Annotated in this window: 19 protein-coding genes; 11 read left to right on the top strand and 8 right to left on the bottom strand. The window is 47.8% G+C overall.

The features are described 5' to 3' along the window. The first annotated feature begins 130 nt into the window (after positions 1 to 130). The 4 genes from ACO0K3_RS18930 to ACO0K3_RS18915 all read left to right on the top strand — a co-directional run bounded on the left by ACO0K3_RS18930 (position 131) and on the right by ACO0K3_RS18915 (position 6,808). Complete coding sequence (locus tag ACO0K3_RS18930; protein WP_422987315.1) at positions 131 to 1,345, top strand: efflux RND transporter periplasmic adaptor subunit; 1,215 nt, start codon at positions 131 to 133, stop codon at positions 1,343 to 1,345. 3 nt (positions 1,346 to 1,348) lie between these two features. Beyond that, entirely contained in the window at positions 1,349 to 4,465 is a 3,117-nt protein-coding gene (locus ACO0K3_RS18925) for an efflux RND transporter permease subunit (protein WP_422987313.1), read from the top strand. Positions 4,466 to 4,714: 249 nt separating this feature from the next. Beyond that, entirely contained in the window at positions 4,715 to 5,962 is a 1,248-nt protein-coding gene (locus ACO0K3_RS18920) for an SGNH/GDSL hydrolase family protein (RefSeq protein ID WP_422987311.1), read from the top strand. A gap of 162 nt (positions 5,963 to 6,124) precedes the next feature. Next, complete coding sequence (locus tag ACO0K3_RS18915) at positions 6,125 to 6,808, top strand: OmpW/AlkL family protein (RefSeq protein ID WP_422987309.1); 684 nt, start codon at positions 6,125 to 6,127, stop codon at positions 6,806 to 6,808. Positions 6,809 to 6,920: 112 nt separating this feature from the next. Here the strand turns inward: ACO0K3_RS18915 and ACO0K3_RS18910 are convergent, their stop codons facing one another. The 3 genes from ACO0K3_RS18910 to ACO0K3_RS18900 are packed head-to-tail and all read right to left on the bottom strand — an operon-like array spanning position 6,921 to position 9,138. Next, positions 6,921 to 7,919 (bottom strand): GGDEF domain-containing protein, encoded by a 999-nt coding sequence (locus ACO0K3_RS18910; RefSeq protein WP_422987307.1) that lies wholly within the window; start codon positions 7,917 to 7,919, stop codon positions 6,921 to 6,923. Between the two features lie 23 nt (positions 7,920 to 7,942). Then, positions 7,943 to 8,809 carry an HDOD domain-containing protein gene (locus ACO0K3_RS18905; RefSeq protein WP_422987305.1) on the bottom strand — a complete coding sequence of 289 codons (867 nt, stop codon included), beginning with the start codon at positions 8,807 to 8,809 and terminating at the stop codon, positions 7,943 to 7,945. Next, positions 8,806 to 9,138 carry a hypothetical protein gene (locus ACO0K3_RS18900; protein WP_422987303.1) on the bottom strand — a complete coding sequence of 111 codons (333 nt, stop codon included), beginning with the start codon at positions 9,136 to 9,138 and terminating at the stop codon, positions 8,806 to 8,808. The genes ACO0K3_RS18905 and ACO0K3_RS18900 overlap by 4 nt, the downstream gene beginning before the upstream one ends. A gap of 174 nt (positions 9,139 to 9,312) precedes the next feature. Here ACO0K3_RS18900 and ACO0K3_RS18895 point away from each other — a divergent pair, with 174 nt between their 5' ends. Then, complete coding sequence (locus ACO0K3_RS18895; protein WP_422987301.1) at positions 9,313 to 9,969, top strand: DUF1345 domain-containing protein; 657 nt, start codon at positions 9,313 to 9,315, stop codon at positions 9,967 to 9,969. 50 nt (positions 9,970 to 10,019) lie between these two features. On the opposite strand, the gene ACO0K3_RS18890 is transcribed toward ACO0K3_RS18895, so the two are convergent. Further along, positions 10,020 to 10,532, bottom strand: a complete 513-nt coding sequence (locus tag ACO0K3_RS18890; RefSeq protein WP_422987299.1) for a hypothetical protein — start codon at positions 10,530 to 10,532, stop codon at positions 10,020 to 10,022. A 451-nt stretch (positions 10,533 to 10,983) separates the two neighbouring features. On the opposite strand from ACO0K3_RS18890, the gene ACO0K3_RS18885 reads away from it, so the two are divergent. Further along, positions 10,984 to 11,415: a hypothetical protein gene (locus ACO0K3_RS18885; protein WP_422987297.1), complete on the top strand. Its 432-nt coding sequence runs from the start codon at positions 10,984 to 10,986 to the stop codon at positions 11,413 to 11,415. A gap of 25 nt (positions 11,416 to 11,440) precedes the next feature. Here ACO0K3_RS18885 and ACO0K3_RS18880 read toward each other — a convergent pair whose 3' ends face one another. Both ACO0K3_RS18880 and ACO0K3_RS18875 read right to left on the bottom strand, forming a co-directional pair. Then, positions 11,441 to 13,267 carry a M14 family zinc carboxypeptidase gene (locus ACO0K3_RS18880; protein WP_422987402.1) on the bottom strand — a complete coding sequence of 609 codons (1,827 nt, stop codon included), beginning with the start codon at positions 13,265 to 13,267 and terminating at the stop codon, positions 11,441 to 11,443. A 59-nt stretch (positions 13,268 to 13,326) separates the two neighbouring features. After that, the gene (locus ACO0K3_RS18875) at positions 13,327 to 14,646 is read right to left on the bottom strand and encodes a TRZ/ATZ family hydrolase (RefSeq protein WP_422987295.1); all 1,320 of its coding nucleotides are present in this window, start codon (positions 14,644 to 14,646) and stop codon (positions 13,327 to 13,329) included. A gap of 297 nt (positions 14,647 to 14,943) precedes the next feature. Here ACO0K3_RS18875 and ACO0K3_RS18870 point away from each other — a divergent pair, with 297 nt between their 5' ends. The 3 genes from ACO0K3_RS18870 (at position 14,944) to maiA (ending at position 18,924) form a co-directional block, all read left to right on the top strand. Beyond that, entirely contained in the window at positions 14,944 to 17,487 is a 2,544-nt protein-coding gene (locus ACO0K3_RS18870) for a DUF349 domain-containing protein (protein WP_422987293.1), read from the top strand. 68 nt (positions 17,488 to 17,555) lie between these two features. Further along, on the top strand, positions 17,556 to 18,248 hold the full coding sequence (locus ACO0K3_RS18865; protein ID WP_422987291.1) for a fumarylacetoacetate hydrolase family protein: 693 nt from the start codon (positions 17,556 to 17,558) through the stop codon (positions 18,246 to 18,248). Positions 18,249 to 18,267: 19 nt separating this feature from the next. Further along, a complete protein-coding gene (gene maiA / locus ACO0K3_RS18860) occupies positions 18,268 to 18,924 on the top strand; it encodes a maleylacetoacetate isomerase (protein ID WP_422987289.1) in 657 nt (218 codons plus the stop codon). An 85-nt stretch (positions 18,925 to 19,009) separates the two neighbouring features. Here the strand turns inward: maiA and ACO0K3_RS18855 are convergent, their stop codons facing one another. Next, positions 19,010 to 19,669, bottom strand: coding sequence for a hypothetical protein (locus ACO0K3_RS18855; RefSeq protein WP_422987287.1), 660 nt, complete (start codon positions 19,667 to 19,669; stop codon positions 19,010 to 19,012). Positions 19,670 to 19,880: 211 nt separating this feature from the next. Here ACO0K3_RS18855 and ACO0K3_RS18850 point away from each other — a divergent pair, with 211 nt between their 5' ends. Continuing rightward, entirely contained in the window at positions 19,881 to 23,045 is a 3,165-nt protein-coding gene (locus ACO0K3_RS18850; protein ID WP_422987285.1) for a PAS domain-containing sensor histidine kinase, read from the top strand. Positions 23,046 to 23,102: 57 nt separating this feature from the next. After that, positions 23,103 to 24,857, top strand: a complete 1,755-nt coding sequence (locus ACO0K3_RS18845) for a DUF885 domain-containing protein (protein WP_422987283.1) — start codon at positions 23,103 to 23,105, stop codon at positions 24,855 to 24,857. 10 nt (positions 24,858 to 24,867) lie between these two features. Here ACO0K3_RS18845 and ACO0K3_RS18840 read toward each other — a convergent pair whose 3' ends face one another. Then, positions 24,868 to 25,923, bottom strand: a complete 1,056-nt coding sequence (locus ACO0K3_RS18840) for an acyltransferase family protein (protein ID WP_422987281.1) — start codon at positions 25,921 to 25,923, stop codon at positions 24,868 to 24,870. Positions 25,924 to 26,159 lie beyond the last annotated feature (236 nt).

The raw sequence follows: 26,159 nt of genomic DNA, 5'->3' as shown, positions 1-26,159 counted from the left end.
ATGAGGATTTTGGCGAACTTATTTCTATAAGCTAGGTCTGAATAGTGCAAATTGCCATTATAAAAATAACGATGAGCGCATTGCAGCGAAGTAGTTACTCCACTTATAAAAAATAATACAAGAGCAGATCATGAAAATAGACACTCCCGTTTTGTCTTCACTATCACAACGTCGCTGGCGTTTGCCTGTAATGGGTTTGATTGCTGTGCTAATTGTCGGCGGTGGCTGGATCATCTACACCAAGACGATTGCAGCGCAGGCGAAAGACGGTGAAAAAGCGATGGCTAAGAAAGAGCCGGTTTATGAGCTGGCAGCTGTTGATGTGGTGAAAATCACAGCACGCGAATTAAGCCTGAACCTGCCTATATCCGGCTCACTGATGCCAGCAAGTCAGACTACTGTGCGGGCAAAGGTTGCTGCTGAGGTGCATGAAACTTTGGTGCAAGAGGGAATGCCAGTCCGGAAAGGGCAAGTGATCGCCCGTTTTGACAGCGCGGATTTACGTGCTCGTTTCAATATCCAAGACGCTGCTGTCGATGAAGCTCAGGCTCGCCTGGCATTGGCGCAAAAAAATCGTCATTCGAATGAGGCCTTGCTCAAGCAGAATTACATTTCTCAAAATGCGTTTGATACAACACAGAATAGTCTGGACCTGGCGCATGCCAGCCTGAAGTCTGCAACCTCACAGCGGGAGGTTGCACAGCTTGCTGTTGCCGATACGTTGGTGAAATCTCCCGTAGACGGTATCGTCAGTAAACGCAGCGTTCAGGCTGGTGACAAGGTTTCGCCAGACAGTCCCTTATTCAGTATCGTCAATCTCGCTCAGTTGATCCTTGAGGCACAAGTGCCGTCGAGCGAAATCCCCCGTGTCAAAATTGGCCAAAATGTCAAATTCTCTGTAGATGGTTTTGGCTCTCGTTCTTTTACCGGCAAAGTCGCCCGTATCAATCCGTCTGCTGAGGCCGGGTCTCGCTCAATGCTGGTCTATGTGAGCGTTGAGAATATGGATGGTGTATTGAAAGGCGGTATGTTTGCCAAAGGTAATCTAACATTAGAAAAAACCAATGCTTTACCTGTGATGCCCGTGACGGCGGTACGCCAGCATAATGGTAGTGATGTGGTCTATCGCATAGTCAATAATCAGATTCAGCAGCAGGTAGTCAAATTAGGCCTGCGCAATGAAGATGAGGGGGTGGTTCAGGTGACTCAGGGACTGGAGCCTGGTATGCAGATTATTTCGACCAGGCTTGATAGCATTAAGCCCGGCAGCAAAGTCAGTATGCCGAAAGCTGCTATTGCATCGGTCCCGGCAGCCGATGTGACTTCAGATAAAGTCAAAGGCTAAGCTATGTGGATCACCAAAGTCAGTATTCAGAATCCGGTTTTTGCCACCATGGTGATGGTAGCGCTGATGGTTTTGGGATTGTTTTCGTACAAAGGTTTGGGGCTGGAGCAAATGCCAAACGTGCAGTCTGTTGGCGTTTGGATGGAAGTGCAATATCCGGGAGCATCACCTGAAATTGTTGAAAACGATATTACCAAGCCGGTCGAGAATGTATTGAACACGATCAGCGGCGTAAAACGGATTATGGCAAGTTCTTACGAGGGGCGTGCAGGTATCTGGACTGAGTTTCAGTTGTCCGTAAATCCAGACAAAGTGCTGCAGGAAGTACGCGACAAAGTTGCTCAGATACGCCCGGGCTTTCCTAAAGACGTAAAAGATCCATTTATTGTCCGCGGTGGTAGCGACGGTAATGAGCGTCCTGTTGTGGAAATGTCGATCCGTTCTCAGGAAAGAAACTTGCGTGAATTATCTAACCTGACCGACCAGATCATCGCGAAAAAACTACAGAGTGTCGCCGGTGTTGGTCGTGTCGATGTACGGGGTGCGGTTGTCCGGCAGGTGCAAGTCAAATTGAATCCTGATCGCATGGCAGCTAATCACGTCGGTGTGAATGAAGTGCTGGCAGCAATCCAGTCAACGAACCAGAACATGCCGGCAGGATTGATCACTCAAGGGGCTAAAGATCAGTTGGTGCGTCTGGAAGCGAAAATAACAGATCCGCGCGGATTCAATAAAATTATCGTTGCCCGTCGTGCCAACGCTCCGGTTTACCTGGAGCAGGTTGCCGATATTCAGGACGGTGAACGTGAAGAGTTATCGGTTTCGCGTGTCAACGGTGTGCGGGCAATCGGCGTGTCAGTTACCAAGATTCAGGACGCCAATATTGTAGAGGTCGGCGATGGCATCATGGAGGCTATCGATGATCTGAAAAAGAGATTGCCTGCCGATGTGGTCATGAACGTCAACTACAACAACGCAGACAACGTAAAACAGTCATTAAGCGGCGTCAAGGAAACGATTCTTGAAGGCGCCGGATTAACGATCCTGATTGTATTTTTGTTCTTGCATTCCTGGCGTAGCACGATCATTACCGGCCTGACCTTGCCGATCTCGGTGATTGCCACTTTTATTGCATTGAAGGCATTTGGCTTTACCTTGAACTTCATGACTTTGATGGCGCTGTCTCTTTGTATTGGTCTTTTAATCGATGATGCGATTGTCGTCAGGGAAAATATTGTTCGCCATTTAGGGATGGGAAAAGGACATAAGCAAGCGGCTGAAGATGGCACCAATGAAATTGGGCTCGCGGTCATGGCAACGACGTTTGCGATTGTTGCGGTGTTTGTGCCGGTGGCCTTTATGAATGGCATGATTGGCCGCTACTTTTTACAATTTGGTATTACGGTCACTGTCGCGGTTCTGGTATCGCTGTTTGTAAGTTTTACCTTAGATCCTATGTTGTCTTCGGTTTGGCATGATCCGGCTGAAGGGCGATTTAGCCGTTTTCCATGGCTGGCGCGCATGATGGAGCGGATTGAGCACGGGATCGATCAACTTCATCACCTTTACGGGCGTATTCTTGAGCTGGTATTGCGACGCCGCAAAACAACGCTAATACTCACTTTCGCACTCTTTGTCGGCAGTTTCTTTTTGCTACCGTTTATTGGGACTGAATTCGCGCCGGAAACAGATGACAGTCAAATTTCACTTAATCTTAAAACGCCGGTTGGTTCTAGCCTGATCTACACCAACGAAAAGACCATGCAGGTTGAAGCGATTTTGAAAGAAATACCGGAAATAGTGACGATGAATACCAGTGTCGGTGTGGAAGGCGAACGCAATGCGGCGCAGATTAATCTGAAGCTGACCCAACCTCGCATCAGTCACCGCAAGCCACAAAAAGAAATTGAATCTGCTATCCGTCAACGCTTGAAATCAGTTCCCGGTATTGAACTTGGCGTCGGTTTTAATAAACCTATTTACGTGGCAATCCTGGGGCCTGACGCAGATAAGCTGCAAGGGGTTATCGATCAAGTCATGCTGAAGTTGAGCGCAATCAAGGGCATCGCAGATCTGGAAAGTAGTTTGACGGGAGCCAATCCGACAGTGCTGGTGAAGGTCAATAATGAACTGGCGAATGATCTGGGCTTGTCCGTACAGCAAATTGGCGCCGCCTTGCGACCATTTGTTGCCGGTGACACGATAGGTCAGTGGCTGGCACCAGACGGGCAGAATTACGAAATCAACGTACAGCTTCCTAAATCGGGTCGTCAGAAAATCTCTGACCTTGCAGATCTGTCTCTGGCAAGTAGCAAGCTTGACGCGACCGGCACGCCGGTAATGGTGCCCTTGCGTCAGGTAGTTCAATTCATTCCGGGAACCAGTCCGCGAGTTATCAAGCGCCAGGATTTGCAGCGTCGTGCGGCAATCTATGCCAACGTCGAAGGCCGTCCGGCAGGAGATGTCGGTAAAGAAGTTCAGGACCTGGTCAAAACCATTGAGCTGCCACCAGGGTATCGCTTCGATGTCGGGGGACAGACTAAGGAGATGCAGGAATCTTTTAACGCCGCATTGGCTGCGCTGGGTATTGCGGTGATCTTTATTTATCTGATCCTCGCGTCGCAATTCGGTAGTTTTTTGCAACCGCTGGCGATCATGACCTCGCTGCCTTTTTCTCTGATCGGCGTATTGCTGGCTTTATTAATTACCGGCAGTACCTTGAATATTTTTTCCATCATCGGTTTTATTATGCTGATGGGCTTGGTAACCAAGAATGCGATTTTGCTGGTCGATTTTATCAATCAATCTCAGAAACAAGGGATGTCACAACATGATGCGATCCTGGCGGCAGGTCAGGTCAGGCTGCGTCCGATTCTGATGACCACGCTGGCAATGATTTTTGGTATGTTACCGATGGCGATCGGTTTGAGTGAGGGAGCAGAATCGCAAGCTCCTATGGGACGTGCAGTGATAGGCGGGATTATTACTTCCACCTTGCTCACCTTATTAGTGGTTCCGATTGCCTATACTTACTTGGATAAGTGGGGACGTCAGGCGCAGGCTTATTTCACAAGACATAGCCGGATTGCCGATACGGCGCTGGACATCAATAAGACTTGAAAATAATAAGCTTTAAAAATAAAGGGACTTGAAAAATAAGCCTTGATTGCCTGTTGTTTATTTGCAATAATTGTGCATCTGGCAACGTGATTTTATTTTTGAGTAAAAGCACGTTGTTTTTAAAAGAATGTTTACTCTAGAATTGTAATTTTCTCTATTCAGGTAAAAATCCTGATGACATACTGAGCGCACGGTGACTAGCACGACCGTTCACTTAATTTTTAAAAAATATTCCCATTAGGAGACAAAATGCGTCAATCCAATTTTGCACTGGCATTGCTTGCAGCAGCTGTTCTAGCTGGTTGCGGCGGTGGCGGTGGCGGTGATCAAACTACCAAGGTTAAATTCAGTTCCCAAGTTTCGTTCGGCGATAGCCTGAGCGACGTCGGCACTTATGCAGTCGGTACTGTTGCAGCATTAAAAGGCGGCAAATACAGCATCAATGATGTAGACGCAAACGGTAAGAACAATGCTAAAAACTGGACAGAATTGATGGCAGCCCAGTTAGGCTTGGCAGCACCTTGCGCGGCACAAACAGGGTTGTTAGGTTTGGCATCACAAGGTTTTAGCGTCCCCGTTGTTAACCACGCAGGTTGCACATCCTATGCACAAGGTGGTGCGCGCGTAACGAATCCAGTTGGTCCTGGCAACAAACTGCTGGGCGGCTCCAATGCTGTTCTTGGCCAGTTGACCGTACCTGTTATTACACAAATCCAGAACCATCTGGCAATCAACGGCGGTGCCTTCAAAGGTGACGAAATCGTATTCGTCATGGCTGGCGGTAACGACGTATTCATCCAGCTGGCAACGTTCTCCGCCGGTGCTACCGCTGCAGCAACGGCGGCCGTCACTGCTGCTGTGCCAGGTCAGATTCAAAAAGATATCGCTGCTGGTACTTGCGTTCCTACTGATGCCCAGGCAACTAACTGCCAGGCAGCTGCTGTCGCTAAATTGACGCCGACTGTCGGTGCAGCCGCAGCAGGTGCATTCGTACAAACTAATGCACCACTGGTTGTCACTGCAATGGGTACAGCTGGTGCTGAATTGGCTGGCTATGTTAAAACGCTGATCGTCGGTAAGGGTGCTAAATACGTCACCGTCGTGAACTTGCCTGATATTAGTCAGACACCGTTTGGTTTGAGTACAGATGCTTCCACACAAACTTTGATTTTCAACATGGTGAATACATTCAATTCCCAGTTGAAAGCAGGTCTCGATGGCAATGCCAGCATTTTATATGTTGATGCTTACACCATTAATCGTGATCAATTCGCCAATCCTGCGATTTATGGTCTGACGAACGTGACGACACCAGCTTGTGATCTGACAGCAGCGAAAAATCCTTTGGGATCCTCACTTGTCTGCAATAAATCAAACACGATCTCCGGCTCAGTGGATAACTACCAGTATGCTGACTCCGTACATCCGACACCATACGGTTACTTGTTGCTGGCACGTTATGTATCTAAAGAAATGGTTGCAAAAGGCTGGCTGTAAGCCCACGGCCTGATTGCAAGGGTAGAGATGACCTTTGCGATTTTCCGCATCAACATCAACGGGTTTTATGTTGAAACGATGATGTTGATGAGGCAAGCAACTTTATCGAATTATGTAGATGACTAACTTAGGTGTCATCAGTCAAAAGGATCGGGAGACAATATGAATAAAAGTTTTAACACGGCGATGAAGCTGTTGGCAATCGCTGTTTCGATGACGGCGAGCGTTGCTGCTTCAGCACAATCAGCAGGTACGTGGTCAGCCAAATTTGGTATTAACCAAATCACTCCAAAAGTAACAAGTGGTGATTTGAGTGCGCCTGCTTTGCCAGGTACAAAGGCCGACGTCGGTAGCGATACTGAACCTGTTTTGGTCGGTAACTATATGTTCACTGACAATATCTCTGCGGAATTCGCGGTGGGTTTGCCATACAAACATAACCTGATCGGCGCGGGTGCTATCAATGGCACAGGCAAACTGGGTACTTCTGAAGTATTGCCACCAACTTTGTTTGCTCAATATCGCTTCTTCCAGGCGAAATCTGCTTTCCGTCCTTATGTCGGCGTCGGCTTGACCTATGCTTACTTCCAGAAGGAAACAGGTTCTGGACAATTGACCGCATTGACCAATACAGGCAGCTCCTCACCAACAACATTTAAACTTGATCATAAGTTTGGTGTAACTGGTCAGATCGGTGCCGCTTATGCCATCAATGAAAAATGGTATGTCGACGCAGCAGTCACGAAGACTTACCTGAAAACGACAGCGCATTTCTCTACTGGTCAGACGCAAGAAATTAAGCTGGATCCAGTCGCGATTGTAGTCGGTGTTGGCTATCACTTCTAAGCCTTAAGTTATTTTGACACGATGTAGCTCCAGTCAGAATAAATAAAAAAAGCCTGCGGATATCAACATATCTGCAGGCTTTTTTATTTGTCGCTCCTCGCTGTATTGTTTCTCAGGAGGCGACGCGATTACGCCCCTCATCTTTGGCACGGTATAAAGCGGCATCAGCTATTGCAATCAGTGCAGCAGTATTTTGTCCCGCTGATAAAGTCGCTACGCCAAAAGACCCGGTAATATGCGGTAAAGGTTTTTCGCGCTCTTCAAATACCCGGGTTTTACGTAGTCGGGTACACAACCGCTCTGCCACAGCAATCGCTGATTTCAGTGTCGTACCTGGCAAAATCACGATCATCTCTTCCCCGCCATAGCGGGCAGCAAAATCAGAGGGGCGCAGACCGGCATTCATGACTTTGGCCGCACTTTGCAACGCATCATCACCCACCAGATGACCATAATCGTCATTAAATCGCTTAAAGTGATCCAGGTCGACCATGATGATACTTAGCGGATTGCCGGTTGCATGAGCATGTTCTATCATTCCGGGGAGCTGGCTATTCAGCCAGGCACGATTGTGCAGGCCAGTCAGACCATCCACCATCGATAACTGGCGATAAAATTCTCCGACTTTCTGGCGATTCCGGATTTGTGCATTGGCGGCGCGGATACGAAACGATAGCAATTGCAGTAAATTTTTAGCGACACCGTTCGATTCGTCAATCAAGCGCCATAAGGTTTCCGCCTCGATGACCAGCAGCTCGCTATCCGCCAGTGCGCTGATTGTCGAAGAGTGAATCTCCTCATCCAGTACCGAGATTTCACCAACGCATTCTCCCGGCAAATACTGCGTAATCGCTGTCTCTAATTGATTGCTGCCGGCATCTTGTCTGGTAATGCCTAGTACGCCTTGCAGCACTACATACAATCTTGCACCGGAGCTGTGCGCATCGAGTACGATCTGGCCAGTACGGGCTTTAACGATAGCGCAGTGTTGAATGATATCTGCGATGAGATGAAGGTTTTCCTCAGAAATATCGCGGAATAAGTGAATGCGATCGATTTTATAATCAGCATTGCCGAAGCAGGTGAGCGGTTCCAAAAGGGTTTTTTCCAAATACATGAATTGCTGTCAAAAATTTATAAAATAATGCCGTTAATTGCCTCAAAGCGCATTTCGGTTTCGCGAAAAATCCGTAAATACTCCGCCTTGTCTAATCCTACGGTATTCCATGCGGTTTGGGATATCAGTGGTACGAGATCATCATCAATATGGCTCAGGTCGAGGCCGTGCACAATCGCATTCGCGATATGGACTATTGAGGCAACCGAATTGAGGCCTTCGATGTCGGGATCGTGGTGACCGCGAATGGCATCATGAATCGCTTCAGAAAACTGCCACTGATCAGCGAGTGTCAGGCCCGCGACTACATGATCAATGCCCATTACAGCCTGTTCTGCTTCTAGTAGATAGCAGTCCTCTTGCTGCCGGTACAAAATCGCCTGTTCGTATTGTGCAGGAAAGCGTGTGACCAGTACCAGCCGTCCTATATCGTGTAGCAAGCCTGCGGTAAACGCAAAATCATGTTTCATGTGCAGTGTTCTTGAGATCAGTTCTGCACATTCGGCAGTTGCAATGCTGTGACTCCAGAACGCCTGAAAATCAAAATTCCTGCACCGGGACGCCGGAAAGCTATTGCTGATTGCCGTCAGTCGTATCAGGTTTTTTACCTGACGCATGCCAAGCATGGAGACCGCTTGCTGAATGGTGACGACCTTGGAATTACTACCGTAAAAAGAAGAATTTGCCACGCGTAGCACGCCTGCTGCGAGTGATTGGTCATGAGAGACTTTTTCTGAAATGTCATCCAGACTGATATTGTCATCATCAAGATTAGAGAGCAATTCTCTTGCAACTTCCGGTAACGTCGGTAAGTCTTTGATGTGTCGAACGACATCGTTCAGCAGCAAGTGCTGGCTGCTTGGTGCAGGAATATCTGGAGTCATAGGTCGCCACTCCGGTAAGCACGCAAATAATCGAGCAATATGCTGGTCGGCATCTGATCATCAATATGGCGGAACAATATGTTCAGACGAGCTAATTGATGTTGTTTGAGCGCATTCACACTTGCCTCGTCCAGATCCTCATCTTGCTCACTCTCGGTAACAACAGATAACTGGCGTATATGATGATTAGCAACCGAGGCCAGCATGCTGTCAGTCAACATCACACCTGCAGGCAGTAACACATGCCCTTGTTTATCCAGCAAATCGTCGGCCAGTACCCGGCCTGCGGAAATTTCGGACAAGGATAAATATTGATGTCGCTTGCTCATAATCGAGATCTCATGATGCTTACAGTGTAATAAATTTTCACTCAATTGACATGATTTTGTTTCTCTTCAGCAGTGCAGGCTCTAATATACTACGGTAAGTATATTGCGTGACAATATCGATCAGTATGCGATCCGCATTGCAAAATTTCTCTCACCTCCACAGGCCGCTTTCTCATGCATCCGATAAAACAATTTGTTCATAGCAGACCACGCCTGGTTCTGACTTTTGCCTTGGGGCTGGTGACAGGCTGGCTGCTGCCGGATAGTCTGGACTGGATGACCCGCGCATTAGTCGGTTGGAATGTGGGCGTATGGACTTACCTTGTTTTGATTGGCTGGTTGATGAGTTGTGCCAGTCACGAGAGTATTAATGAAATTGCGATGCAGGAAGATGAGAGTGCGGTTGCAGTATTGGCAATCCTCTCTTTGTCTGCGACTGCCAGTTTGGTCGCGATAGTTTTTCAATTGGCCAATATGAAGGGGATGTCGGAAAATATCCGGTTACTGAAATATGCCTTCACAGGCATGACCGTATTCGGGTCCTGGAGTTTGCTGGCGATGGTGTTCACGTTTCACTATGCCTTGCTGTTTTACCGCTCGCCCAAGAATAAACGTGGATTGCGCTTTCCGGATGAAGAGCAAACTCCCGATTATTGGGATTTTTTATATTTTTCGTTCACCATTGCCATGGCGGTACAGACCTCGGATGTCTCGGTGATGTCGCGGGAAATGCGCAAGACAGTGCTTGCGCAGTCGGTGCTCAGTTTTTTATTTAACGTCGCGATTCTCGGTTTCTCGATCAATATTGCTGCCAGCCTGGTCGGCGCATAAGCCGGAGTATCCGCATTGCATAGTCTGGCTGCCATGTCAGATACGCCGACTTAGCGGCGATGATCGTCGCCGTGACGCCGATCGTCCCGGTCCTCACGATGCTCCCGGTTCCAGCGGTCGTCGCGGAACTCGCGATGCTCGCGGTTCTCATGATGTTCCCGATAGTCGCGTTGTTCATAGTAGCCGCGTGGATAATAGCGGTCACGCCACGGACGTCCGTATACTTGTTCCACGTAGACATGTTCAACATAGGGACGTTCGGAGCGCAGCACGACAGGTACGCCGCCAAATTGCAGATCAATATTGAAATAGCCGGGCAGGCGGTTGCCGAATTGCCAGCTAGCGCCGTTGGCCCAGTACCAGTAGCCGCTGTCGGGCGCGTAATAGACTTGCTGTGCCGGGTAGTACACATAGTTGTAATTACGTATGACTTCTCTGGTGTAATACGGCTGAGGGCGCCAGTCTCCTCTATCCCAATCATGCGCTGCAGCAGTGCCGCTGATGCCGGCACTGAGTAACAGAGTGCCGATTGCAAGGAATTTGATGGAAGTCGTAATACGCATGATGAAACCCGTTCAGAAAGTTGACTACATGCGTATAACGCTTCAGAGTGCGCTTGCGGTGACATGAGGCGAGATAAATCTGTGTTGTCACGCAACAGAAGTGCAACAGAAAGTTTCTTTCTGCGGACATCTCTGTATGGCAGATTTTGCCTATGAGATGTGCGAGGATTTCAATGCCGTAGTCTGCAATGTGGGTTACAACTGCTTGCAATTCAGGCAAAGTCTTGCGGTGAGCCTGGTAGTTTTTTTGGCGGCGACGATATCAGGATATCGCCATAATTTAATATACTGGTAGGTAGTATATTTTTAATACCTAATAAAGATGTGCGGTAATGGCAGTGTTTTTGATAAATAGGGGGGAGTATATGTTTTCACTCTTTCCGCTTCTAAGCAGTTAGCAATCAACAGCGAACCAACAACGAATCAACAATAAGTAATGAAGGGAAATAAGATGACGATCAGCGCCCTGAGTGGATTAGAGCAAGAGTGGCGTGTGCTACAAACGAATATCGAGGCACTGGAGCGCAATTGTCTCTGGATCAAATTGAGTGCTTTTACTTTGTTCGTCGTGACGGCGATGTTTAGCTTTACCGTGTGGATGATGCTCGGTCTGCTTGCAACATTATGCTTGCAAGAAGCGATTGTCAGGACATCGCAGGCACGGCTCACTAAGAGGATCTTGCGGATTGAATCCTGCTTGCAATCGGCGGAGTCGTGCGGCACAGCGTTTCAATTGCATACTGAGTGGCTGAATGACCGGCCCGGCGTAAGCGGCTTATTCGCCGAATATCTGACACAGGCGTTGCGTCCCACCGTTGCCTTTCCTTATGTCGTGCTCATGGTGTTCAGCTTTGCATTGACGTGGGGACAGCCACCTTATTGAGATGGCCGGTCCGGAGGAGGGCTGTTTATTCTGGTACCGTCGCGGTTCTTACTATGGGATATAAATTAAAACGATCATCCCAGGACGAATGGCGGCGGGCAAAAAAATCTAGTCTCGCTGAAGCGCTTTTGGCAAAAGCTGGATCAGTGGCGATGCGTCGATTGAATTCAGCACGCAATGCGGGGTCGGCAGCCAGTTGCTCACGTGCGACGTCCTCAGCAACATAGGCTTCCATATATTCCTTGCGCTCGAAGGCATTATTGAACCAGCCCCAGTTGACCAGTGCATCCGGTGCGCTTGGCTCCAGCATTGCGATGACTAGATTGGCTTTGGCTTGAGCGATGGGTACAAATAAACTGCCTCGCGGGAGATCGCGTACTTCGGTTTTCCAGTCACCATGCAGCTTTAGCATCTGACGTCCCTCAAAGGATTGCGGGCTGAAGTCGACTTTGCTGGCACGGTAACTTTCTACCGGCGTTTTTTGCAGTGGCGACTTGAGCGGACGGAACACGATGCCGTGCTGCGCCAGTTTTTTCGCAAGAAGGTCGGCATATCCTGCACTGACAATATAGCCAGCCTGCGGCGCGACGATGCTGAGTTGCGGAACGATTTCATTACGTAAAGTGACATTCCAGATTTGCGGTTTGCTCTCGTCGTAGCGCGTCATCAAAGCGCCAGAAATCTCGGAATGAGTTCGTGTATAGGCATAGCCACGAAAGGCAAGCGGCGTGGTCTTCTGTGTTGTCTGGTAGCTGACAGGAACCTCTTTGCCCGCCAGCGCCGCTGCTTGCAGATCAGCTGCGAGAGCCAGTTTTCGCCATTCTATACCATGTGCCGCCACCTGATTTAGTACCGAAATCACGGTGTTGCGGGTAATTCGTACCCGGGTTGCGTACTCTTTCCAGGAGTGTGTTTCTACCAGCATGCCGAAGCGATTGCGTAAGGCGAAATAACCGTGCGAGAAACGCGGTTGAGGAGCGGCATCAACAAAACCCGACATCGGATCATCTTCTTTTTCAAACGACATATAAAACGGCAGAGGCAAGGAGCCTTGCCTTGCAAGATCGGCGATCACTGCGTCACGGAATTGCTTGCCAGACTGGCGCAGTCCGGCATTGCCAGAGTTGACCGGCTCAACCTGGATAGAAATATCATGTTCAAACTTCGCCCCGTCCGTGACATGCAGATCAATGGTCGCCATTGGGTCCCAGTCATTGATCAGTTTCAGCATCGCCTGCATTTCGACAGAATCGGCCTTAACGTAATCACGGTTCAGGTTGGTATTCTGTGCAGTAGTCCGCCAGCCCATTTCTTCAGGACCGCGCTGATTCGGGCGATTCCAGCGACCAAAGCGCTCATGGCCATCGATGTTAAACACGGGAACGAAGAGCAGCACTTGTTTAGCCAGTGCGCCTTTGGCATTGGTGTCTTCCAGAGCTTCGCGCAGCGCTAAAAACCCGGCATCCTTGCCATCAATTTCTCCCGCATGAATACCGCCTTGTATCAAGGTCACCGGCACGCCTTGTTGTAGCGCCTGTGCTGCGCTCAATGCACCGCTACGTGACGCTACTAAGGCCAGCATAGGCCTACCTTCCGGTGTGCGGCCAAATTCCAGACAGCGCACAGCATCCGGATAGTTTTTTTCAAACTCAGCACAGAGAGCGATGACCTCATCATAGCGACCGGTTGTGATGAAACCGGATCGTTCGGATACGGTCGTCAATGTCGTTGTCAAGGAGGATGCCAATGCGGGTGTCAACGAGCTGGCAGCGTACGCTGCACCAGTGTTTGCCGCAATGCCGGTCAGTGTGGCAAAGGAGATCAGCAGGGACGATATACCGGATAAGTTCATCAAACGGGTTTCCTCAGAAATTGGTCAGGGCAGGTGGGTAGTTATTTCAGGTGAGAGATTCAGGCGGCAGATGTCGCGATTTTGCTTTGCCACCAGCGCGCTTTATCTTGTAATTGGTCCATCTGCAGGCCGCATAGCGTTCTCTCACGCATCAGACATGCGCCATTCACCCAGACGTGACTGATTTGTTCGCGTCCGGCGGCATAGACGATTTGTGAGATCGGATCGAATAGTGGTTGCGTTTCGATTGCCGATAAATCGATGGCAATGAGGTCCGCTTGCTTGCCAGCGATGAGGCTACCTATTTGCTGTTCCATGCCCAATGCTCTGGCACCGGCGATGGTTGCCATTTCGAGTGCGAGGCTGGCATTGAGGGCGGTGGGATTGCCAGATTCTGCTTTTGCCAGCAAGGCTGCCATGCGTAAGTCGCCAAGCAGATCGAGCTTATTATTACTCGCCGCACCATCGGTGCCAATGCCAACCTGGATACCCGCCATTTGCATTGCGTGAACACGTGCGAAACCTGAGGCAAGTTTTAGATTACTGGCAGGGTTGTGAGCGACATGCACACCTTGCCTGGCCAGCAGAGCGATTTCGGCATCATTGGCATGAACGACGTGAGCGGCGATCAGCGCTGGACTTAGCAAGCCCAGTTGATGCAGGCGCTGTAACGGCCGCATGCCATATTGCTTGAGACTGGTATCAATTTCGTCTTGCGTTTCGTGGATATGGCAATGGATGTCCATACCCATTTTTTCTGAGATGGCAATGATTTTACTAAAGGTTTCATCGGCGACCGTGTACGGAGCATGTGGTGCCAGACGAAACGAGATACCGTCCTGACCGATAAAACTCTGACGTGCTGCGAGTGCTTTATTGATGTATTCATCCGCATCATTCGCATAGACGGTCGGGAATTCCAGAATGCTACAACCGACGATCGTCCGCATACCAGAGTGAATGCCGGCGCGGGCTACCGCCTCATGGCAAAAATACATATCGTTGACCGTCGTGGTGCCGCCCCTGATCATTTCTGCCATCGCATGCACACTGCCGTCAAAGACGAATTCATCGGACACATGTTTTTTTTCTGCAGGCCAGATATGATGATTCAGCCAGTCCATCAGAGACAAATCGTCTGCCAGGCCGCGTAACAGGCTCATTGCCGAATGGGCGTGCAGGTTCACCAGACCAGGCAGCAGAGCATGCTTTGGCAAGACCGTATGGGTCGCCTCCGGGAATTGTTGCCTTGCCTGATCCGAAGGCAGGATGGCAGCGATTTTATCGTCTTGCATCACTAAGGCATGGTCCAGCAATACCGTCCCACGTGGCTCAACAGGAATCAAAAATTGCGGGTACAGGCAGCTTGTTGTTGTCATGACGATGTCACCTTAAAAAATTCTGGCAGAGAATGAAAACGATGTGGATAACACGATTATAGCGGCGCATCTGTGATCGGGGGTTATTAACAATACCGAGACAATTATTGCGATGAAATCGGTAGATACATTGATCCGGCGCATACGTTGATCGCTATCATTTCCCCCTATACGTTCGCCGCTTTCATCACCGATAACGACTAAGGCAGCTTGCCTGTCCTGAGCCAATATTGGTCGCGGTTGGCAGATATTGTTATGATGTGTGCTTTGCTCATTTACCTCTCTTTATCTATCCACATGTTTGAGTTCCTCTTTAAGCGCCGACCTGCATCTACTAACATCTCTCCGGCAGATGTGACTTCCTCAGCAGAGGGTAAACAAAAAGAGAGTGAACGTCAGAAAAATGCCGTAAAGATTGCGGGCAAACGTACCGAAGTCATGGAGCGCATACAAACCTTGACGAAGGATGAAAACGCCTTGGTCGAGATCATACTCAGTTGTGATTTTGCAGATGGACGTTTTAGCGCTGCGCAGCACGTGCATAGTCAGGAGGCTTTACGAAAAGTTGCGAACGCTTTGCGTAATATGGATAAACGCGTTGCGAAGTTAATGCAATCCAGGCTGGACGACATTGCGACACTGGATCGTCAACGACAACTGGCGATCCAATGCGTAGAACAGGCGCAGCGATTAGTTCATGACGAAAAACTGATTCCGCAACAGCTTATTGAGCTGGATAAATTGACCGCGAAGCTCAGCGTATTTCCTGATGATCTGAAACAAGAGTTCGGTCATCAGTATCAAGCATTGCAGGCAAGGATTGTGTCGCAGACGGTTTTGCAAAGAAAAATCATTGATCTATCTCATCTGCTAGAGGCATCAATGGGGATTGCTGATACAGCGCATCTAGTGCAGCTTGATCAATGGCAAAACGAATTTGATCAATTATTGTCCGAGCCAGAAGCTCCCAGCCTGCCTAGGAATCTGCTGTCCGACTTTACTGAAAAAATGCAAGCAGTACGTCAGCAATGGGCCTGGCTACAAACGCAAAAAAGCAGTTCTGAAGATGCGGCAGTCCGTTCAGATATGGTGCAGCAAATGCCGGTAGATGATGCTGAAAGCTATGCTCATCGATCATCGGATGTTGCCATAAGTGAGACTGACGAGAGTACGCCTATGGTTGTGCCGCCGGTAGCGAAAAGTAAGCCAGTCATACCAGCTACTCCAGCCTTATCAGCGGTGAGTACAGAGCAAATCATTAAAGCAATAGAGGCGATGGAACTTGCTCTGGAGCAGGGTAGTGCATTGCAGGCACAGAAAATTGAGCGTGATACCTTGCGTGGTGTTGATCTAAAACGTAGCAGCTTAGCCAGCGACCAAAAAGAACGTCTCTTTAAAGTTCAGTCAGAATTAGGACGTCTTTTGTCGTGGGCCAAATGGGGCGGTAGTATTTCGCGTGATGAATTAATCAGAGCCGCGGAGAATTTGCCAGCGCAAGAATTGGAGCCTAATGAGCTCGCAAAGAAAATTGGCGGTTTGAGAGAGCGCTGGAAATCCTTGGAAGCAAGCACTGGCGGCGCATCAAAAGACATCTGGGATAGATTTGATGCTGCTTGCAATCTTGCATACGCACCGGCTGCGGCATATTTCCAGCAACTTGCTCAGGTGCGGTCAGAGAATCTGGAAAAAGCAGAAGCGCTACTTACAGGCTGGCGCAACAAAGCCGATGCGTTGTTAGCAAGCTCGGACTGGAAGTCGGTAGCTCATTTTTTAAATGAACTGAAACAAGCCTGGCGCGAATCAGGCAATGTAGACCGTAAGCACAAACAGCGTCTTGATGCCATGTTTAATACGTTATATCAGTCCTTGTCGCAGCCACTGGATCTGCAAAGAAAAACCGAGATTGATCTGAGAGAGCAACTGATTCAACAAGTGACGGCAATTGATCCTGCACGTCGTGATGCAGTTGATCAGTTAAAGCAGCTGCAAACTCGCTGGCAAGAACGGGCGCTCGCTTTACCCTTGCGTCGTAAAGAGGAGCAACAGCTTTGGGAAAAATTCCGCGCTGTCTGTGATGCCTTATTTACCCAGAGGAAGGCGACTATTGGGCAGATTGACGAAGAGCGTAAATCGAATTTGGTAACTAAACTAGCAATTTGCGAGCGCGTCGAGCAAGTGATTGCATTAACGGAGCGGCAAGATCAGTCCCAGCTCCAACAATTGCTGCGAGAGGTCACGCAGTCATGGCGTGAGACTGGTGCGGTCCCACGTAATGAGGACGATGCGATTGAGAAAAAATTTCAGGCGATTTGTTCACAACTAAAACATCAGATTGAACAGGCAAGGGAAGGTGACGCTCAGGCAGCCAGACATCAATTACAGTCAAAATTTGATTTGTGTCAGCAAGTCGAACGTCAGCTGTCAGAGAGCCTTGAGCAGAGTAAATTGAGCTTGGCAAAATGGGTGGTTGACTGGAATCATTTGTCGCAGAAAAAAGCAGTATTGACCTTACTCGATCAGACATTAAATAGGCGCTTTGCCGCATGGATGCAAGCGGTTGAGTCGGGAGATGAGAACTATGCAGATCAGTTGTCCGCTAATGCAGAAATCGCAGGGAAAATCATTTTGCAGCTAGAGATATTGAATGGCATTGATAGTCCGGCGGAATTATCCAGGCTTCGTTTACAGATGCAGGTCGACGTGTTGCAGGAGACTCTCAAATCTGGCAATAAGCACAGCGCCAGTCTTGAGCAGTTGCAGCGACTATATTCTATCCCTGCAGTTCTTGAACCCTCTCAGCAGCAGCGCGTGGCACGTTTGCTGAAAGCGAGCAACATGTAACATTGCCTTTGCCGAAAAAATAAACGGAACTACAAGATACTAAAAGAGATTAAAAGAAAGGAAATGCCATGAGCTATGTATTCGATCCTAAAACACCCGCAGTGCCAGTAGCAAATTCAGGTCAGCTGTTTCCTGTTCACAGGATTTACTGCGTAGGGAGAAACTACGTGGAGCATGCAAAAGAGATGGGCTGGACCGGCCGTGAAGCACCTTTCTTTTTTATGAAGCCGGCAGACGCGGTATTGCCGGTGTTAGATGGACAAATCGGTGAAATGCCTTACCCAAGTATGACGAATAACTTGCACCATGAGGTTGAGCTGGTCGTGGCGATTGGTGTCGGCGGAAAAAATATCTCTGTGGGAACGGCGATGTCCCATGTGTGGGGATATGCAGTAGGTCTGGATATGACACGCAGAGATTTGCAACTGGAGTCTAAAGAACAAGGACGACCATGGTGTACAGCGAAGGGGTTCGATTTTTCAGCCCCGATTTCTCCCGTCTATCCAGTATCTCAGACGGGATGGATAGATCAGGGCAATATTCACCTGAATGTAAATCAAGTTCAGAGACAAGATAGCGATATTAATAAATTAATTTGGAATGTGGCGGAAGTGATCGCCACTTTATCCACCTTGTATGAATTGCAGCCTGGCGATTTGATATTTTCAGGCACGCCAGAGGGAGTTGCTGCGGTAAAGCCGGGTGACTTAATGGAGGCACGTATTGCAGGCGTCGGCGAATTAAAAGTCCGTATTTCTTAAGACTACCTAAATAAATTTTATGAAGCTCTATAGTTACTTCCGCAGTTCAGCTTCGTATCGCGTACGTATCGCCTTGAACCTGAAAGGCCTTGAGTATGAGGTCCTTCCTGTTCATCTGGTAAAAAATGGCGGCGAACAATTATCGGATACGTTTAAACAAGTTAATCCTGATGCACTGGTGCCGGCTTTGCTGGATCAATATCAAGGGCAAGAATTTTCGGTTAATCAATCGCTGGCTATAATGGAATATCTGGAGGAGGTGTATCCGGAGGTTCCACTATTGCCTAAGGATCCGGTTGTTCGCGCCAAAATTCGCGCGTTTGCACTGGGAATCGCTTGTGAAATCCATCCGGTGAATAATTTACGGGTATTGAAGTATTTGTCCAAAGATCTGGGACTAAGCGATGAGCAAAAAAATGCATGGTATCAACATTGGTGTATGTCAGGATTGCGGGTTTTAGAACAGCGTTTGGTTGAGGATCAGTGCGCTGGCCGTTTTTGTTTTGGTGATACGCCTAGTCTGGCGGATTGCTGTCTGATACCCCAGATTTTTAATGCTCAGCGCTTTAACTGTGATTTAAGTCAGGTGCCTACTCTGATGAGTATTAATCAGCATTGCATGCAGCTTCCGGCTTTTATTGACGCATCTCCAGCGAGACAGATAGACGCTGAGTAAGCTTGGCCGTCAGTCGTGAACATTAAAAAAGGATGTTAGTTTGTTTAACATCCTTTTTTATTTGCAATGACTTAACGGCAATCAGTTAGTTCGGTAAATTTTGTGCAGGAGGTGCTTCGGAGAGTGTGTCATTTAACACGGAGATTAAAATTGATCGTGTCAATTTGGACTTAGTCGTGTAGCCGTCAATCGCAAATTCATAATTGACCTGTTTTTCTGGTGCATAGCCAGGTTGACCAGTGCGTAATACGATACGTAAATTCTGACGACCCAACTCATTGCGAATGACACTGACGAGTTTCAATCCGGCATCGACGGTTTCCATGACAACGTCCAGCAAAATGAGAGCGATATCGGAATGGTCGACGACTAACTGGCGCGCCTCTTTTGCTGAGTAAGCATGTAGAAATTCAAGTGGGCGACCATGAATCTTCACGCCGCTTAATGCAAGCAGGGTCGTGTCGTGGACATTGCTGTCATCATCGGCAATCAGGATTTTCCAGGGGAGCATTGCCAGTTTGGGGTCTTGTGTTTCCAGCTCTTCTTCCAAGAAATCAATGAGATCGTCATCATCACTCTGACCAACGGAGCAACTGGAGATCACATCGTCGGACAGGCGCGCAATCATGCCTGTTTGCTTAAATCCACGGAGATGAATGCCAGATGCCATTAAATGACGAGGCGTCTGACTATCGCTGTTGTGGAGGTTTAACAAGCCGGGCATCTTACTGTTCTGAAGCTTCATCAGTTTTCTCCCTGTTGCTTGGATTAAATTTTTTCTCTGTTTTAATCTTATGTGAAGCGCCTATGATAATCAAGAGGTCGAACCACTATTTTTAACAAATGACAACTAATTAGCATATTTTCTATTTCAAATTACGCCAGTGCAAATACCCGGTGGTAATATTCACTATCGTAGTATTTGGTAGTCCTACACTCGTCTGAGCACAGTCTCTATGCCGTCTTTTTTTCTACCCGTTGCAATCGCTTGGGCAATTGGCATCAGCTCGATTACCATGCTTGTTCTGATGTATTTGCAGCGCATCAAAGTCAGTGCCAGCGCCACCCGATTCTGGGCGATTGCGTATGCCTGCATCGCTCTTCGTCAATTCTGCGCCTTATTAGAGGTTTATCGATTTCCGTTATCTGCAATGGGAGTTGATTTTTTTACGGTAGGGCTCGCATGTTCCTTTTGGTACGGTACGCGCATTTTTTTACATAAATCTGTTGCGACTCCCCGTATTATTTTATGCTTCTTCTTGCTGGTGCTCTGGAGTTTTGTCTCGCATCTGACCGGAATTGATCGCCTTTTCCGTGAATTTCCCGTGTATTTATTTGCTGGCCTCATGCTGATTGCATCGGCGGTCAGTTTTTGGCGTGTCCCGCAGACTGATCGCAATGGTGGGTATAAGACACTATCGCTATTGATTGCATTGAGAGGCATGCATCTTCTTGATTTTCCTTTTGTTCGCGGTAACAGTGATTTGCTGCCATGGGGTTTCATGTTGTCCAGTTTATTGGACTTAAGTACAGGCATGCTTTTATTGGTAGTCGCTATTCTGGAGCAGAGAAAGCAGAGCGAGATATTGTCAGCCTCAATTCAAGATGAAATGAGCGTACGTAAGCAAGCTGAGGGGGTATTGAGAGAGCGAGAGGCTTTGTTTGAAAAAGTCTTTCAATTTGTACCGGATGTACTCGTCATATGCAAAGAAAAGGATGGCCGCTATGTCGAAGTGAACAGGCACTGGGAAGCGGTGACTGGTTATAGCCGTGAAGAATCTCTGGGTAAATATTCATTGGAGTTGCAGCTTTGGGTCAATACCAGCCAGCGCGATGAATTGCTTGAGGCTATACGGACTACTGGTGAGGTGCATGACCTTCAGGCAATCTACCGGCATAAACTGGGGCACCATTATTTTGTGAGTATTTCTGGTGTGCGTTTTGAGGTTGGGGGAGAGTCTTTTGTGATGTATCTGGTCGAGGACCGGACTGAATTTCATAAAATTGAAAATCAGCGCAAAGAGGCTTTGATTCAGCTTCGTGAACGTGAAAAGAGATTTGTCAAAATATTTGATCTTGTTCCGGAGGCGATCAGTATTATCCGTATGGATAACGGCATATTGGTGGATGTCAATACGCACTGGTTATCTATGTTTGGTTTGCAGCGCGACCAGGCGATTGGCAAGCATCCAGAGCAGGACTTAAGTCTCTGGCAGGATACTCAGCGTAGAGCACAATTCGTCAAAAGGTTATTGAGCTTAGGTCAAGGGGATAGCATACGCGGTGAAGAGATCAGGTTCAGAGGTAAGGGAGAAGCATCAATCCTGGCGGAAGCTTTTTGTACAATCTTTGAATCCGATGGACAGAGATACTTGCTGACGGCAATGCGCGACATTACCGAAATCCGTGAAAGTGAACATGCAAGAAAGCGAGCCGAAGTTAATTTGCGGGAAAGAGAAGCTGTTCTGGCAACGGTCTTCCAACTGGTTCCGGATACGCTGACGATTACCCGCATGGCTGATGGTCACTATATTGATGTGAATAGAAACTGGGAACCTTTGTCGGGTTATACGCGCGAAGAGGCGATCGGACGCACGTCGGGAGATCTGGATCTTTGGGCATCCGCAGATCAGCGTCAGGAGATGATTGAACTGATCAAGCAAGATGGAGAGGTGAGGGGGATGCAAATCGCCTTTCGCCATAAGGCAGGACATATTTTTCAATGCCGTGTTTCTGGCTCTAAATTTGTCGCCGGTGATGAAACGTATCTTTTGTTAGCTTCTCATAATATTGATCAGGAAATTGCCACCGAGTTGGCAAGAGCAAAAGCTGAAATGCTTTTGCGTGAGAACGAATATAAATACTCAACGATCTTCCAGTTATCCCCAATTGCCTTAGGGCTTGTTAGTGTTAACTCGTCCTTATTCATTGAGGTCAACGACGTGTGGTTGGCTCTGTTCGGTTATTTACGTGACGATGTAGTGGGAAGAACCGCACTCGAATTGCAATTTTGGGAAAAACTTGAGCAGCGCGATGCCATGATGCAGTTGCTATTTAACGAAGGGCGTGTCGATCGTTTTGAAATACATCATCGTCACCAGAATGGGCAAGTGCTCATTTGTTTATTGTCGGCGCGTCTGTTCGCCATGAACGGCGAAAAAGTGTTTATTTTTGGCTTGCATGATGTCACTCGACAATACCAGATTGAGCAGGAAATTCGCGAGATGACGGTGCAGCTGGAGGCCAGAGTCAGACTAAGAACGATCAAGCTTGAGCAGGCGAATATAGAACTCGCTGAAGCAATGGAGTCGCTGAAGAGAACGCAGGATGAATTGATTCGCTCCGAAAAAATGGCGGCGCTGGGTTCTCTTGTGGCAGGCGTTGCGCATGAACTAAATACGCCTATCGGCAATAGTGTCACCGTTGCCAGTACATTGCAGGATAAAACCAGAGAATTGCTACAAGATATTGAGGAGGGCAAATTGCGTCGCTCGACCTTGGATAGCTATTTACAGAGCGCTGGAACTGGCACGGCGCTTTTGATGAGGACCTTAGGTATTGCACGTGAACTGGTCAGGAGCTTTAAGCAAGTTGCTGTGGATCAGTCTAGCAATCAGCGACGGCAGTTCGATTTAAAGGCGGCTTTAGAGGAGGTTATTGCGACATTGATGCCTATGTTTCATAAAGGCGCTTTTGTTTTGAAAACTGATTTAATTCAAGACGTGGCCATGGATAGTTTTCCAGGTCCTCTTGGACAAATTATTACCAATTTTATGACAAATGCATTGAATCACGCCTTTGATGGCAAAGAGAGCGGCGAGATGCGGATATCAAGCCGTCTTCGTGATACCGGACATGTGGAGATTGTGTTTGCGGATGATGGCAACGGCATCGCAGATGCGGACCAAAAGCGCGTCTTCGATCCATTTTTTACGACAAAACTGGGACAGGGCGGTTCTGGACTGGGGATGCATATCGTGTATAACCTGGTCACCGGTGTATTGGGCGGCTCAGTTGATCTGGAAAGTCATATCGGTAAAGGCACTCGCTTCACGATGGTATTGCCGCTGGTTGCTCCAGAGATTTCTCCTGAAGTTGATCCTTATCGTGCCGATAAGTAATTTTTTGTGTAAGTCATGATGTTGATTTTAGATAGACATCAATATTGATAACTATTCATGAGAACAACACTTACTAAATTTACCTGTTGCATCATCTTGTTGTCGACTGCCCAGTGTTATGCCGAAAGTGATACTGCCAGCAATCGATTTAAAGATATTTACATCAAAGAATGGGCTTGGCGGCAAACCGAGACCGGGGAGGTGGATGAGGAGACTGAGCAAAAAGTATCTGCCAGTTTGCCAAGAGTCGGTTATTTAGTACAGGAGTCTAAGCGTCGTTATTGGACTGGCGTTGTCGATCAGCTAAATAAAATTAATACTGCTGAATTGTCTGCTTCTGAGCAAGTTGATTTTGCTGTCTATAAGATGCAGATCACCAGCTTGCTGCATAGCCAGGAATTTCGTGACTACGAAAAGCCTCTCAATGCCGATTCTGCTTTTTGGTCTGATCTGACTTACATCGCTAAAGTCCCAATGTCACGTAGTCTGGATTTCGAGTGTTATCTTGCGCAGTTAAATGATATGCCGCGCTATTTTTCTGAGCAAATCGAAAATATGCGGTCGGGTTTGCAGCGTGGCTTCACTCCACCGCGCGTGACTTTGCTGGGGCGTGACGCATCTGTTGAGTCGGTTATCAATGCGCCAAATATAGAGGGTAATATTTACTTCGCTCCTTTTATTAAGATGCCTGATTCTGTACCAATAACAGAACAAGTTCGTTTACGGGAGGCAGCTATCAAGGCGGTACGAGAATTCGTACTTCCTTCGCACAAACTATTATTGCAATTTTTGCGAGCTGAATATTTTCCGCAATCCAGGCAAGACCTAAGCGCAGAAAGTCTCCCAGATGGTAAGGCTTACTACCAGTCAAAAATAGAAGAATTTACGACCTTAACACTATCTCCAGACGATATTCATGAGATCGGTCTGATTGAAATTGCGAAAATACGGCGAGAGATGGGTGACGTGGTTCGTCAAGCCGGTTTTAAAGGAGATATTCCAGCTTTTTTACAATTTCTCAGGTCTGATATTCAGTTTTATGCAAAGACGCCTGAAGAATTATTGATGAGAGCCGCGTTTATTGCGAAGAAATTTGATGGTAAGGCCGCCGCTTATTTTGGCTATTTGCCACGCAGACGCTTTGCCATTAAGCCGGTTCCTGATGATCAGGCACCGTTTTACACATCAGGTCGTGGCGGGCCTGGAATCTACTTAGTCAATACATATGACTTGCCATCGCGAGGCTTATATAGTTTGCCTGCATTGACTTTGCATGAGTCGGCACCGGGACATGCATTTCAGATGCCCGTTGCGATGGAACAAAAGGGGCGGCCCGAGTTTCGGCAGGCTTATCTATCGGCTTACGGAGAAGGCTGGGCTTTATATGCTGAGCGACTTGGTGTTGAAATGGGTATGTATGACTCGCCCTATGAATTATTTGGAATGCTGAGTTATCAGGCCTGGCGGGCGGCTCGCCTGGTCGTTGATACCGGTATTCATACTAAGGGGTGGAGCCGGGAGCAGGCGCAGAAGTATTTGAGAGAAAACACAGCGCTTTCCATGCATGAAGTTGAAACGGAGGTGGACCGATATATCTCCTGGCCGGCTCAGGCTCTTTCATACTATTTAGGTGAGATGACTATCTGGAAGGTTCGTCGCAAAGCAGAAGCTGCATTGAAAGAAAAATTCGATATCCGGAATTTTCACGATACAGTTTTGGAGTTGGGCTCTGTCCCACTATCGGTACTAGAGCAACGTATCGATCGTTTTATTTCTGAGGGCGGTAAAAGCCCATATCCCGAAATGAAATGAGCACGTGAGCTCAATATTTCAATAGTTGCGTTAGTTTTTTTCGGATTGGCTGGTCATAGACGCGATCGAGCCACCAGATGATGAGCACCAAAGTAAGCAGCAAGATAATTCCTGAGATTGGCGCATAGGCGGCAAATTCTTTGCGGAGTAATTTTTTGCAGGCAATGTCAATTAAAAGAGCCGCAGGAACATGCAGTACATAGAGCCCATAGCTAATAGAACCTAATGTGGCATAACTGGTTTTAATCCATTTTTTGTCTGATTCTGATCTACTTCCGATCAATACCAATATCGGGAACAGAAATAAAATCGTAGCGAGATCATATAAAGGCCGTAAATTTGCTGTTGGGCTTATGCATAACAAACTTATGCAAAGCGCTAGAACACACCAGCTGGGTAGTCTCAAGCACGGAGATTGGTCCCTGTATGCTGCAATGAGCAGACCCATACAAAAAGAATACGTCACTCTGGGAATGCCGCCGACGGCACTAGACCATTGGTACCCGAGGTCCAGATGTCCGAATTTGACTGCACAAATACTTAATCCAATTGCGGCTAAACATGTGATGAGGATTAATTTCTTGATGCTAAGCAACCGATAAAACATCGCATAAAGCGCATTGGCAAGTAGTTCAAATAGTAGCGACCAGGATGGTGCGTTGATCGCGTAGAGCTGAGGCGTCAACGGGGATGGCAGGACGAGCATTGCCAATATGCTAGTGAGCAATAAGGTCGTAATACTCCAATTGGCGACATTGCTTCCAGCGATAACACTCGCTATTGCCAAGATAATTCCCAGCAAAGTTCCCATTGCATAAAGTGGATAAAGCCTGATCAAACGTATGCGTATAAAAGAGTAAGTCGATACTCCCTCGTCAAGGCGTTGTGTATATGCTTTTGCTATGACGAATCCGCTAAGAACAAAAAACAAATCAACAGCAAGGTAACTCTCAGGAAAAAATAGCCCCGCAAAATAATTGGATGTGTGAAACAAAACTATCAATAGCGCAGCTATTCCGCGCATGCCATCTAGCGTGTGGTACTGATGTCTTTGGACGTTTGTCATTGATATGTGATTGGCCGATCGTGTTTTGGATAGTAACAAAGCGGGTTTTAATATTGACTATTTCTAATGAAGAATATTTTTAGACATAGCTCTTGCAAGGCTGAGTGGTATTTGCTATAGTTCGGCTCCCGTCGAGAGGCGGGGAAGGCAAGAAAAGAAAGTGAAGCAGTTAATGCAGGTTTTAGAAGTGAAGAGTTAAGTGCGCGTAGTAAGCGTGTTTAGCGAAAGCGGCTAAA

Origin of the sequence: Undibacterium sp. Rencai35W, from assembly GCF_049340185.1 — a bacterium.
GTDB lineage: Bacteria > Pseudomonadota > Gammaproteobacteria > Burkholderiales > Burkholderiaceae_D > Undibacterium.
This window is presented reverse-complemented; position numbering and strand designations above follow the sequence as displayed.